This window comes from Bordetella genomosp. 10, from assembly GCF_002261225.1.
In the GTDB taxonomy this organism is placed as follows: Bacteria; Pseudomonadota; Gammaproteobacteria; order Burkholderiales; family Burkholderiaceae_B; genus Bordetella_C.
Window position 1 is genome coordinate 1238051 of the sequence record NZ_NEVM01000005.1, and the last position, 12390, is coordinate 1250440.

General features: G+C 68.3%; 10 protein-coding genes. 8 read left to right on the top strand and 2 right to left on the bottom strand.

All coding sequences use genetic code 11. The annotated features are described in order from the left end of the window. The first annotated feature begins 71 nt into the window (after positions 1-71). Entirely contained in the window at positions 72-2489 is a 2418-nt protein-coding gene (locus CAL29_RS21750) for a TonB-dependent siderophore receptor (protein WP_094855077.1), read from the top strand. Between the two features lie 86 nt (positions 2490-2575). Here CAL29_RS21750 and CAL29_RS21755 read toward each other — a convergent pair whose 3' ends face one another. Next, positions 2576-3838, bottom strand: coding sequence for a dicarboxylate/amino acid:cation symporter (locus CAL29_RS21755; protein WP_094855078.1), 1263 nt, complete (start codon positions 3836-3838; stop codon positions 2576-2578). A 218-nt stretch (positions 3839-4056) separates the two neighbouring features. Continuing rightward, positions 4057-4848 (bottom strand): IclR family transcriptional regulator, encoded by a 792-nt coding sequence (locus CAL29_RS21760; RefSeq protein WP_256977663.1) that lies wholly within the window; start codon positions 4846-4848, stop codon positions 4057-4059. A 111-nt stretch (positions 4849-4959) separates the two neighbouring features. Between CAL29_RS21760 and CAL29_RS21765 the strand changes: the two genes are divergently transcribed. The 7 genes from CAL29_RS21765 to CAL29_RS21795 all read left to right on the top strand — a co-directional run bounded on the left by CAL29_RS21765 (position 4960) and on the right by CAL29_RS21795 (position 12377). Continuing rightward, complete coding sequence (locus CAL29_RS21765) at positions 4960-5844, top strand: polysaccharide deacetylase family protein (protein ID WP_094855079.1); 885 nt, start codon at positions 4960-4962, stop codon at positions 5842-5844. 4 nt (positions 5845-5848) lie between these two features. Then, on the top strand, positions 5849-7075 hold the full coding sequence (locus CAL29_RS21770; RefSeq protein WP_218831884.1) for an LVIVD repeat-containing protein: 1227 nt from the start codon (positions 5849-5851) through the stop codon (positions 7073-7075). Further along, on the top strand, positions 7072-8154 hold the full coding sequence (locus CAL29_RS21775) for a CobW family GTP-binding protein (protein ID WP_094855080.1): 1083 nt from the start codon (positions 7072-7074) through the stop codon (positions 8152-8154). Before CAL29_RS21770 ends, CAL29_RS21775 begins: the two co-directional genes overlap by 4 nt. 124 nt (positions 8155-8278) lie before the next feature. Further along, positions 8279-9253 (top strand): Bug family tripartite tricarboxylate transporter substrate binding protein, encoded by a 975-nt coding sequence (locus tag CAL29_RS21780; RefSeq protein WP_094855081.1) that lies wholly within the window; start codon positions 8279-8281, stop codon positions 9251-9253. Between the two features lie 102 nt (positions 9254-9355). Further along, positions 9356-9556: a hypothetical protein gene (locus tag CAL29_RS21785; RefSeq protein WP_094855082.1), complete on the top strand. Its 201-nt coding sequence runs from the start codon at positions 9356-9358 to the stop codon at positions 9554-9556. Continuing rightward, positions 9553-10947: an AtzE family amidohydrolase gene (locus CAL29_RS21790; protein WP_094855083.1), complete on the top strand. Its 1395-nt coding sequence runs from the start codon at positions 9553-9555 to the stop codon at positions 10945-10947. Before CAL29_RS21785 ends, CAL29_RS21790 begins: the two co-directional genes overlap by 4 nt. A gap of 200 nt (positions 10948-11147) precedes the next feature. Further along, complete coding sequence (locus CAL29_RS21795) at positions 11148-12377, top strand: pyridoxal phosphate-dependent aminotransferase (RefSeq protein ID WP_094855084.1); 1230 nt, start codon at positions 11148-11150, stop codon at positions 12375-12377. Positions 12378-12390: the final 13 nt, after the last annotated feature.

The following is a 12390-nucleotide window of genomic DNA, read 5'->3' on the forward strand; positions in this document are numbered from 1 at the left end:
CCGGCCTCTGGACACCTTTGGCCAAAGGGTTGCCACCCACACCGCATCGACTCCGAACAAGGAATCCCTCCGTGACCCTCCCTCTTCCCGCCGCCCGCGCGGCGGGGCGTCGCCGCCGCGCCGCGCTGCCGGCCCTGCTCACGCCCCTGGCCTTCGCGCTGTCCCTGGGCCTGATGTCCGTCCCCGTCCTCGCGCATGCCCAGGACGCCACGGTCGAAATCAACCTGCCCCGGCAATCCCTAAGCGACGCCTTGCTGCAACTGGGACAACAGACATCGTTGCAGTTCCTCTATGCGTCCGACCTGGTGCGCGGCCTGCCCGCCCCCGCCGTCACGGGCCGCTACACGCCGGAACAGGCCCTGCGCGAACTCCTGCGCGGCTCGCCGATCACCTATACCCGCCAGGGCAACACCATCCGGCTGAGCCGGGTGGCGTCCAGCGCCGACCTGCCGGAGGTCTCCGTGACGGGAAGCGCGGTGCAGGAATCCGCGTGGGGTCCGGTGGACGGCTACGTGGCGCAACGCAGCGCCTCGGGCACGAAGACCGACACGCCGCTGATCGAAACGCCGCAATCCATTTCGGTGGTGACCCGCGACCAGATGGACGCCCAGGGCGCGACCTCCATCAACCAGGCGGTGCGCTACAGCGCCAGCACGGTGACCGACAGCAACGGCGCCGACACGCGCGCCACGCTGGCCACGATACGCGGGTTCATCGCCGACGAGTACCTGGACGGCCTGCCCCTGGTGCACGGCACCTTCGTCAATTCCCTCATCGATCCCTACATGCTGGAGCGCGTCGAGGTGGTGCGCGGACCGGCGTCCATGCTCTACGGACAGGTCACGCCCGGCGGCATCGTCAGCTATGTCGGCAAGCGTCCCACCGAGGACCCGCTGCACGAAATCCAGTTGCAGACCGGCAACTACGGCCGCATCGGCGGCGGCTTCGACTTCAGCGGTCCCGTCGACACGGACAAGCGCTGGCTCTACCGCGTGACCGGCATCGCCTTCAACACCGGCACGCAGGTGGACCGCGCGCGGCAAAGCCGGATCGATATCTCGCCATCGCTGACCTTCCGTCCCGACGCCGACACCTCCTTCACCCTGCTCGCCAACTACCGCAACGACCCGCATTCCGGGTTCTGGAACAAGCTGCCCGCGCAGGGCACGCTCCTGCACAACCCGCAAGGACGCATCTCGGACAGCATGTTCACGGGCGACCTCGGTTTCGACCGCACCTCCAACCGCGAGGCCTCGGTCGGCTACGAATTCAGGCATGCCTTCAACAGCGACTGGACGTTCAAGCAGAACGTCCGCTATACGAATATGTCCTTCGCCTTCGACAGCGTCCAGGGCGACTCGCTCGACGGCACGGAATTGGTGCGCGACAAATTCCAGGACCGCAATCGCCTCCACACCTTCGGCATCGACAACCAGTTGCAGGGCCGCTACGTCACGGGGCCGGTGCGGCACGACCTGCTGTTCGGCGTGAACTACCAGGGCACCCGCGCGCGCGACCGCGAGACCGACGGCCTGGCGCCGTCGCTGGACATCTCGGCCCCGGATTTCCGCCAGGCGCTGCCCGCCTACACGGAAGCCGACACCTACCTCGACAACCGGCAAACGCTCCGCCAGCTCGGCGTGTACGCGCAGGACGAGCTGGCGCTGGACCGCTGGCGCGCCACGCTGGGCGTGCGGCGCGACTGGGCGCGCACCTCGACCGAGGACTACCTGTCCGACGGCGCGACGTCGCGGCAGCGCAATGCCGCCTACACCTGGCGCGCCGGCCTGCTGTACAAGTTCGACAATGGCGTCGCGCCGTACGCCAGCTACTCGACCTCATTCCAGCCGACCATAGGCACGAACGCCTACGGCGCGCCCTTCAAGCCCACGACCGGGCGCCAGTACGAGATCGGCGTGAAGTACCAGCCCGCCGGCAGCAAGACGCTGCTGACCGCGGCGGTCTATGACCTGCGCCAGCACGACGTGCTGACCGCGGATCCCAACAACCCCTACAACAGCGTCCAGACCGGCGAAGCGCGATCGCGCGGCGTCGAACTGGAAGCGAAGACGGACCTGACGCCGCGCATGCACCTGCTGGCGTCCTATGCCTACACCAACGCCACGGTGCTCAAGTCCAATAGCGGCGACGAGGGCAACCGCCTTTACGGGGTGCCGCTCAATGCCTTCTCTGCTTGGGGGGACTACGACCTGACGGGCGCGCTCGCCGGCCTCAACCTGGGAATGGGGGTGCGCTACATGGGGCCGACGTACAGCCAGAACAATACGCTGAAGGTGCCGTCCTTCACCCTGGTCGACGCCGCCATCCGCTATGACCTCGGCCGCATGAATCCGACGCTGAAGGGCGCGAGCGTGGCGTTGAACGTGCAGAACCTGTTCGATCGCGACAACTACATCCAGGCGTGCGTGAACGGCTGCTACTACGGCTTGCGCCGCACGGTGGTGGCGACGTTGAAATATCGCTGGTAGGCGGCCTGCCCGGGGCTGGCCGGGCGGCTACCGGACCTGACGGGCGCTCGATGCGCGCCCGTCAAGAATGCCTCGACCGCGATCCGTCACGCGCTTTCGCGCGCCAGCTCCGGGGCCTGGGATTGGCGCTTTTCTTCCCATTTCGCGATGACGGCGGTGGCGATGCTGTTGCCGATCACGTTGGTCATGGTGCGTCCCATGTCGAGCAACTGGTCGATGGCCAGGACCAGCGCGACGCCGGCGGCGGGCAGGCCGAACATCGGCGCGATCGCGGCGACGACGACCACCGAACCGCGCGGCACGCTGGCCATGCCCTTGCTGCTCAGCATGAGGATCAGCAGCATGACCACCTGCTGCGAGGCCGGCATGTCGATGCCGAAGGCCTGGGCGATGAAGATCGCGGCGAAGGCCTGGTACACCATCGAGCCGTCGAGGTTGAAGGCATAGCCCAGCGGCAGCGTGAAGCCGACCACTTTCTTGTCGACGCCGAATTCCTCCAGCTTTTCGGTCAGGCGCGGAAACGCGGCCTCGCTGCTGGCGGTGGAGAAGGCGATCATCGCCGGCTCGCGCACCGCCTTGAGCAGCGCGCCGATGCGCGGGCCCAGGAAAGCGTAGCCCACCGCCACCAGCACCACCCACAGGATCACCAGCGCCAGATAGAAGGAACCCAGCAGCTTGCCGTAGGTGAACAGGACGTCCAGACCGCGCAGGGTCACGACGGAAGCGATCGCGCCGAACACGCCCAGCGGGGCGAAGCGCATCACGTAGTCCGTGAGGCGCAGCATCACGGGCACCAGGCCGTCGACCGCCTGGATCACGAAGGCGACCTTGGTGTCGCGCTTTAGCGCGCTCAAGGCCAAGCCGAAGAACACCGAGAACACGAGGATCTGCAGGATGTCGTTGCGCGCCATCGCGTCCAGCACGCTGGTCGGGAAGGCATGGGTGACGACGTCCCGCACGTTCAGGCCGGCCGTGTTCAGGCCGGTGTTCACCTCGCCCGCGCCCGCCGTCAGGTGCAGGGCCGCGCCCGGCTGCGTCAGGTTGGCCATGACCAGGCCGATGGCCAGGGAGATCAGCGACGCGCAGAGGAACCAGGCCACCGAACGCAGGCCAATGCGGCCGACGTCGTTGCCGCTATCCAGTCCCGCCAGGCCGGACACCAGGGTGCAGAAAACCAGCGGCGCCAGGATCATCTTGATCAGGCGCAGGAAGATGTCGGTGACGATGGAGAAGTAGCCCGCCACCTCCTTGAGTTCCGTGGCGTCGGTGATGCTGGCGTGGCAGGCGTAGCCTACGGCGACCCCCAGGAGCATGGCGATGGCGATGCTCAGGGTGAGACGATTTTTCATGTCTGTCCTTCTGGTGCGACCCTGCATCCAGCCTGACCGGAAGCTGAATCGAAATCGCATGAATGCTTGGAAGAAGCGCGCCTCCCATGGGGCGAGAGGGCGAATCGACAGGCGGCCGTTCTGGCGCGAAGCCGTGCGCTGCCTGCGCGCAGGCAGCATCATACGGGAAAACCCAGGGAAAACCCTGCGATTCTGTTTTACACCCCTCTCCCACGCGTTTAACGGTATAGCAGTCGCTGCACCGTCAAAACTTCCTGCTGCAAGGCCGGCAGGATCTCCTGCTGGCGCTTCGCGGTCATGCGATTGGAGGTCGCCGCGATGGTCAGCGCGGCGGCGGGCGCGCCATACGCATTGCGCACGGGCAACCCGATCGCGGTGACGCCCGGCACCGCCTTCTCCCCGATGGCCGCGTACCCGCGCTTGCGGGCCTCGACCACTGCCTGGCGCAAGTCAAGCTCGTCGAATTCGCCGTAGGCGCCCAGCCGCGCCGACACCGCGGCCACCGCCTCGGCCACTTCCTCCTCGGACAGGGCCTGCAGTATCGCCAGCCCGCCGGCGTTCACGCCCAGGGGCTGGCGGCTGCCGACGATGACCACCGGCGTCTGGATGGGATAGTGGCCCTGGATGCGGTCGATGCACACCGCGTCGTGGCCGCGCCGGATGAACAGGAATGCGGTGTCGCCGGTGGCGTCGGCCAGGCGCCGCAGCGACGGCCTGCAGACGTCGACCAGATTGAAATCGCCCGCGGCGGCGAGTCCCAGCTCGAAGACCAGCGGCCCCAGCCGATAGCGCCGCGTCACGGGATCGCGCGCCACCATCTCCTCGCGCTCCAGCGCCTTGAGCATGCGATGCGCGGTGGGCTGCTCCAGGCCGCACAGGCGCGCGACGTCGACGAAGCGCAAGCCGGGATCGCGGTGCTGCGCCAGCAGCTTCAGCAAGGTGACGACGCGCGCCACGCCCTGGGTTCCGGAGGGCGCCTTGGCGGGCGGGATGCTCGGTTTCATATCCATATAGTGGATATCCGAAGGGGCGTCGTTGACGCTGTTTTTTGCCCTCTGTAGATTGAAAAACGCTTATCCAAGATGCTTTGTCTCCTTTAGGGTTTTCACTATATGGATATTATGACACCCCGCGACCGGCTGCCCTATTCGGCGATCGTCGACCGTCCCCGGCTGCCCGCTCCTGACGGCGCGCGCATCATCGTCTGGCCCATCGTCAACGTGGAAGACTGGGACATCGGCCGGCCGATGGCGCGCCAGGTGCTGCCGGCGCCCACCGGGGTGGCGGTCACCCCGGACATCCCGAACTGGGCCTGGCACGAATACGGCATGCGGGTGGGCTTCTGGCGCCTGCTGCAAGCGCTCGAAGGCTTCGGCATCCGCGCCACCCTGTCGATCAACGGCCGGGTGTGCAGCAGCTATCCGCGCATCGCCGAAGCCGCGCGCGACGCGGGCTGGGAGTTCATGGGGCACGGCTACATCCAGATGCCCATCCACCAGGTCGACGACGCGCAGGCCATGATCGCGCGCACCGTCGACACGATCCGCGAATTCACCGGCCGCGCGCCCGCGGGCTGGCTCGGCCCGGGGCTGACGCAGAAGCTGGACACCGTGGACCTGCTGCACGATGCCGGCATACGCTACATCGGCGACTGGGTGCTGGACGACCAGCCCTGCCGCCTGCGCACGCGCGGCGGCGACATGGTGGCCATGCCCTATTCCGTGGAGCTGAACGACATTCCCATGATGGCCGTGCAGCACCACAGCTCGGACGAATTCCTCAAGCGCGTCACCGACAGCTTCGATCGCCTGTACGCGGAAGGCGGCGAACACGTGCGCGTGATGGGCATCGCCGTGCATCCCTTCCTGAGCGGCGTGCCCCATCGCATCAAGTACTTCGAACAGGCATTCGACTACATGCGCAAGTTCGAAGGCGTGCGCTTCATGACCGGCGAGGAAATCCTGGCCTGGTACGACCGCGTCGCGCCGGCGGCGGCACGGAGCTGACGCCATGATCAAGGCACACTACCCCCAGCAATTCAATATGCGCCTGCTGGCCCAGGACGACCTGGGCGGATTCGGCGGCGTGGGCGAAGGCATTGCGTTGCAGATCGCCCCCGACGGACGCCGCATCCTGTGGCTGGCCCATGAAAGCGCGCCGAAGAATTTCACGGGCGTCGACGTCTCCGATCCGAACAAGCCGCGCGTCATCGTGCAGACCGACCTGCCGCATGCCGCCGTGCGCTCGAATTCGCTGGAAGTGTCCGGCAACCTGATGGCGGTGGCCTACCAGGTCAACAAGCCCGGCCTGGCGCCGGCCGGCTTCGACCTGTTCGACATCTCCGAGCCCGAGCGCCCGCGCCTGCTGTCACACTTCGACGCCTCGGCGCCGCATTCGCGCGGCGCGCATTGCCTGTGGTTCGTCGACGGCCAGACCGTGCACATGGCCTGCGGCGATCCGGACCGCGTGCCCCGCAATCCCAAGGACGACCAGGTCTATCGCATCGTCGACGTCAGTTCGCCGACCCGACCCCGCGCCGTGGGCGCCTGGCACCTGCCGGGCACCATGGAAGGCGACGACGCCGAACCGCCCAAGCGGCTGGCGCCCGCCTTCGATTCGGGTTTCCGCGCGCACAACACCAACGTGTTCCCGCAACGTCCGGACCGCTGCTACCTGGGCTACCTGGACGCCGGCGCCTTCATCATGGACATCTCCGACCCGTCCGATCCGCGCCCCGTCTCCCGCTTCATGAACTCGCCGCCGTTCAAGGGCTTCACGCACACCGCGCTGCCCCTGTTCGGCCGCGGCCTGCTCGTCGTCAGCGACGAGACCGTCCAGGACGACGCCGGCGACTGGCCCAAGCTGGTGTGGCTGGTCGACATGAGCGACGAGTCCAACCTGGTCTCGATCTCGACGCTGCCCATGCCGCCGGTGGACGTGTACCGCCAGCGCGGCGGACGCTTCGGCGCGCACAACGTGCACGAGAATCCGCCGGTGCCGGGCGCCTGGAAATCGGAGGACTACCTCGTCTGCACCTTCTTCAACGGCGGCGTCCGGGTCTACGACATCCGCGATCCCTACGCGCCCGTCGAGGCGGCCTACTTCGTGCCGGAGGCGCCGGCCGGTTCGCCGGTGGGCTCCATCCAGTTCAACGACGTGTTCGTCGACGACCGCGGCATCGTCTTCGCCGTCGACCGCCATGCCGGCGGCCTCTACACGCTGGAAATGACGCTATGAGCACGGCGCCGGCCACCGCGCGCGACGATGGCGCCCTCACGGCGTCGGACACCCGCCTGCCCGTCATCGTCGTCTCGGGGTTCCTGGGCAGCGGCAAGACCACGCTGCTCAAGCGCGTGCTGGCGGCGCCCGCGCTGTCCGGCTCGATGCTGATCGTCAACGAGTTCGGCGAGGTCGGCATCGACCATCACCTGCTGGAACGCTCGGACGAGGAGACCGTGCTGCTGGACAACGGCTGCATGTGCTGCCAGTTGCGCAGCGACTTGCAGACGCTGCTGGTGGACCTGTCCATGCGCCGGCGGAACGGCGAGATCCCGAGCTTCGAGCGCGTCATCATCGAGACCAGCGGCCTGGCCGATCCCGGGGCGATCGCGCAGACCCTGTACGGCGACGCGCCGCTGACGCGGCAGTATCGGCTGGCCCACGTCGTCACGCTCGTGGACGCGGCGCATCCCGAAGCGCGCGCGGCCGCCGCGCAGACCGCCGAACGCCAGGCCGCCGCGGCGGACCTGATCCTGCTGACGAAGACGGACCGCGCGACGCCGGATCAGCGCGACGCGGCCCTGGCCTGGGCGCGGTCCGTGAATGCGCATGCGCGCTGCGAGACGACGGTGCTGGGCGATCTCGACGTGGCGCTGCTGACGGCGCCCACGCCATTCGCCGGGCTCGGCCGCCTGGAAACGCACCCGGCGCCGGACGGCGATGAAAGCGGCCGGGGCAACGACGATGCGCCGGGCGGCAGCTACCTGGGGAAGATCGCCCCCTTGCATGCGCCGGCCGTGACCAGCTTCACGATGACTTTCGCCGAACCGCTGCGGCGGCCGGTGTTCCAGTTGTTCCTGGACACGCTCACCAGCCTGCGGGGACCCGACCTGCTGCGCACCAAGGGCATCCTGCGTTTCGAAGGCGAGCCGCGTCTCGTCCTGATCCAGGGGGTGTGCCACGTCTTCGACAAACCGGTGACGCTGGCGCCGGGCACCACCGCGCCGGCGCGGTCTTCCCTGGTTTTCATCGCGCGTGGGCTGTCGCGCGTGGACGTGGAAGGGCTGTGGGCGTCCATCGCGCGCCTGGCGCGCTGAGGCCGGCGTCACCTGTTTTATCGGCATCACCTGCCTTACCGGCATCACCTATCTAACCAGCACCAACCGTTTCACCCACCTGTTTCACCTGCTTCGCCATAAAACGACATCGAGGGGTTTATCCATGTTACGCCGCAGCTTTCTACTGTCCTGCCTGCTCGCCGCCTCCGCCGCCGTGCCGGCCGCCCACGCCCAGTCCGACTATCCCGCGCGCCCCATCCGCATGGTGGTGGGCTTTCCGCCTGGCGGCATCTCCGACGTTCTGGCCCGCACCGTCGCCGCCGAGGCCAGCGGCATCCTGGGCCAGAACATCGTGGTCGAGAACCGGCCCGGGGCCGGCACCACCATCGCCGCCGACCTGGTGGCGCGTTCCGCGCCGGACGGCTACACGCTGCTGTTCCAGGACACCACCACCCACGCCATCAATGCCAGCCTCTACAAGAAGCTGCCCTTCGACAGCGTGCGCGACTTCACGCCGATTTCGCTGGTATCGTCCTCGCCGCTGATGCTCGTCGTCAGCGCCAGCTCGCCGGCGCACAGCGTCAGCGAGCTGATCGCGCGCCTGAAGGCCGCGCCGGGCAAGTATTCGTATGGCTCGTCGGGCAACGGCACCATCATCCACCTGGCCAGCGAAATGATGGACCGGGCCGCCAACGTCAACGTCATCCACGTGCCGTACAAGGGCAGCGCGCCACTGGTGCAGGCCACGCTGACCGGCGAGATCGAGTTCGCCTTCAGCAGCATGCCGCCGGCCATCGCCCAGGTGCAGGCCGGCAAGCTGCGCGCGCTGGCGGTGAGCACGCCCAAGCGCATTGCCGTGGCGCCGGACGTGCCGACCATCGCCGAAGCCGGCGTGCCGGCCGCCGAGGTCACGCTCTACAACGGCATACTCGGTCCCAAGGGGCTGCCCCCGGCCATCCAGCAAAAGCTCAACAACGCCTTCTCCAAGGCCATGCAGAGCGAGAAGCTCAAGGCCACCTACCAGAGCCTGGGCGCGATCCCGATGGCCGTCACGCCCGAACAGGTCGCCGCCCAGATCAAGGACGACATGGTCCGCTATGCGCAGGTGGTCAAGGAGATCGGCGCCCAGGTCGATTGAGGCGCCGGCGCCCGCCACCATTCGATGCCCGGCGCGCGTGGGCACGTCGCGCCGGGCATCGACAGATAGAACCACGACCGCCATAAGAACGAGGAAGCTGAAATGTCCGTCACACAACCGCCGCCGGGCGAGGCCTTGCGCGCGACCGTCCATGCCTTGATGAAGCTCGAAGGGCATGACCGCGACGACGCCTGCGTCGCGCGCGTGGCCGCCGAATTCGAGCGCTTCGCCGCCATCGCCGCCACCCTCGCGCCCGCGGACGACGACCGCCAGCGGGCGCCCTTGCCGGTGTTCCGGCCATGACGGCGCCGGTCTTCAGCGCCACGGAAATGGCGCGCCGCGTCCGCGAGGGCGACGTCCGGGCGGTCGACCTGGCCGCCGCCAGCCTGGCCGCCATCGAGGCGCGCAACCCGGCGCTCAACGCCTACACCGGGGTCACTGCCGAGCGGGCGCTGGCCGAAGCCGCGGAGATCGACGCGCGGCGCGCGCGCGGCGAACGGCTGCCGCCCTTGGCCGGCGTGCCCTATGCGGTCAAGAACCTGTTCGACGTGCAAGGCGTGACGACCTTGTGCGGCGGCCGCGTCCATGCGGACGAACCGCCCGCCGCGAGCGATGCCACGGCGGTCGCCCGCCTGCGCGCGGCCGGCGCGGTGCTGACCGGCACGCTGAACATGGACGAACACGCCTACGGATTCACCACGGAGAACTCGCATTACGGCGTCACGCGCAATCCGCACGATGCGGCGCGGGTCGCCGGCGGGTCCTCGGGAGGATCGGGCGCCGCGGTGGGCGCCGGCCTCGTGCCCCTGGCGCTGGGCACGGACACCAACGGTTCGGTCCGGGTGCCCGCGGCCTTGTGCGGCGTGTTCGGCATCAAGCCCACCTATGGCCGGCTGGGGCGCGGCGGCGTATATCCGTTCGTCTTCAGCCTCGATCACGTCGGCGCGCTGGGCGCCTGCGCGAACGACCTGGCCCTGGCCTGCGCGGCCATGCAAGGCGTGGACGCGCGCGACCCCGCGACCTATCCCGCGCCGGGGCCGCTGGCGCCCCTGCCCGGCCTGCCAGCCGGCTTGCGCGTCGCCGTGCTGGACGCATGGTTCGAACGCTGGGCCGGCCCCTCGGCCTGGCGCGCGGTCGACCTCGCCGCTTCCGCGCTCGGCGCCCGGGCCCGCGCCACCCTGCACGGCGCCGAACGGGCCCGCTCGGCCGCCTTCCTGATCACGGGCGCCGAGGGCGGCGCGCTGCATCGCGCCGGACTGCGCGCGCGCTATGACGCCTACGAGCCCCATTCGCGGGATCGCCTGCTGGCCGGCGGCCTGCTGCCGGCGGCATGGGTGTCCGACGCGCAGCGGGCGCGCCGCGACGTCCACGAGGAAGCGATGCGCCTGTTCGACCGCCATGACCTGCTGCTGGCGGCGGCCACGCCGGTGGCCGCGCCGCTTGCCGGCGCCGCCACCTTCGACCTGCACGGACAGTCGCTGCCGGCGCGCGCCAGCCTGGGCCTGCTGACCCAGCCCATCTCCTGCCTGGGCCTGCCCGTCTGCACCGTCCCGGTCTGGCCGGATGGCCCCGGCGGCCTGCCCCTAGGCGTGCAACTCATCGCCGCGCCCGGGCGCGACGATCTCTGCCTGGCCGCCGGCGCCGCCCTGGAACACGCCGGCGTCGCGCGGCTGGACGCCCCGGCCTCGGCGTAGGAATCCAGGCTTTTAAAAGCCCGAAACCGGGCCGGCGCCGATCCCCGGGAGCATGGGACTTCGTGCCGCCCCGCACGAACGAAGTATGTCCCCTTTTTTCAACGTTTATCATGCCGTCCACGTCGCTCGCGATTCGCAGCCTGGCGACGAAACATCGGTCGTCCCGTCCAGCACCCGACGACGCTTAGGAAACGTGTGGCATGAAAACCATAGAGAAATCGTCCAAACTCAACGCTGTCGCCTATGACATCCGCGGTCCCGTCCTCGACCGCGCCCGCGAGATGGAAGAAGCGGGCCAGCGCATCATCAAGCTGAACATCGGCAACGTCGCCGCCTTCGGCATACAGCCTCCCGACGAGATCATCCAGGACATCATCCGCAACGTGGCCGACGTGGCGGGCTACACCGACAGCAAGGGGCTCTTCGCGCCGCGCAAGGCGGTGGTGCACTACATGCAAAGCAAGGGCGTGCACGGCGTGGACGTCAACGACGTCTACCTGGGCAACGGCGCGTCGGAGCTGATCTCCATGAGCATCAACGCGCTGCTGAACGACGGCGACGAGCTGCTCATTCCGTCTCCCGACTTTCCGCTGTACACCGCGGTGACCGGGCTTTCGGGCGGACGTCCGGTCCACTACCTGTGCGACGAGGCCTCGGACTGGATGCCGGACCTCGCCGACATACGCGCGAAGATCACGCCGCGCACGCGCGGCATCGTGGTGATCAATCCCAACAACCCGACCGGCGCCCTGTATTCGCGCGAGATGCTGCTGGAAATCCTGCAGATCGCCCGCGAGCACAACCTGGTCGTTCTGGCCGACGAAATCTACGACAAGACGATCTTCGAGGAGCAGACCCACGTCAGCATGGCCTCGCTGGCCGACGACGTCCTCATCCTGACCTTCAACGGCTTGTCGAAGAACTACCGCTCCTGCGGCTATCGCGCCGGCTGGATGGTGGTCTCCGGCGAAAAGCGGCACGCGCAGAGCTACATCGAAGGCCTGAACATGCTGGCCTCGCTGCGCCTGTGCTCGAACACGCCCGGACAACTGGCGATCCAGACCGCGCTGGGCGGCTACCAGAGCATCAACGAACTGGTCGGCCCCGCCGGCCGGCTGCGCAAGCAGCGCGACCTGGCCTACGACCTGCTCACGCAGATCCCCGGCGTCCACGTCATGAAGCCCAAGGGCGCGCTGTACCTGTTCCCCAGGCTGGATCCCAAGATCTACCCCATCCAGGACGACCAGCAATTCGCCTACGACCTGCTGGACCAGGAACGGGTGCTCATCGTCCAGGGCACGGGCTTCAACTGGCCGCAGCACGATCATTTCCGCATGGTTTTCCTGCCGCACGTCGACGACCTCACGGAAGCCATCGGCCGCATCGACCGTTTCCTGGCCGGCATGCGCAAGGGCGCGATCGCAGCCTGAACCTTCGGCCTGA

Coding starts and splice junctions, on each gene's coding strand:
- CAL29_RS21785 (WP_094855082.1), top strand. CDS start 9,356: ATGTCCGTCACACAACCGCCGCCGGGCGAGGCCTTGCGCGCGACCGTC.
- CAL29_RS21780 (WP_094855081.1), top strand. CDS start 8,279: ATGTTACGCCGCAGCTTTCTACTGTCCTGCCTGCTCGCCGCCTCCGCC.
- CAL29_RS21755 (WP_094855078.1), bottom strand. CDS start 3,838: ATGAAAAATCGTCTCACCCTGAGCATCGCCATCGCCATGCTCCTGGGG.
- CAL29_RS21795 (WP_094855084.1), top strand. CDS start 11,148: ATGAAAACCATAGAGAAATCGTCCAAACTCAACGCTGTCGCCTATGAC.
- CAL29_RS21770 (WP_218831884.1), top strand. CDS start 5,849: ATGATCAAGGCACACTACCCCCAGCAATTCAATATGCGCCTGCTGGCC.
- CAL29_RS21790 (WP_094855083.1), top strand. CDS start 9,553: ATGACGGCGCCGGTCTTCAGCGCCACGGAAATGGCGCGCCGCGTCCGC.
- CAL29_RS21775 (WP_094855080.1), top strand. CDS start 7,072: ATGAGCACGGCGCCGGCCACCGCGCGCGACGATGGCGCCCTCACGGCG.
- CAL29_RS21765 (WP_094855079.1), top strand. CDS start 4,960: ATGACACCCCGCGACCGGCTGCCCTATTCGGCGATCGTCGACCGTCCC.
- CAL29_RS21760 (WP_256977663.1), bottom strand. CDS start 4,848: ATGGATATGAAACCGAGCATCCCGCCCGCCAAGGCGCCCTCCGGAACC.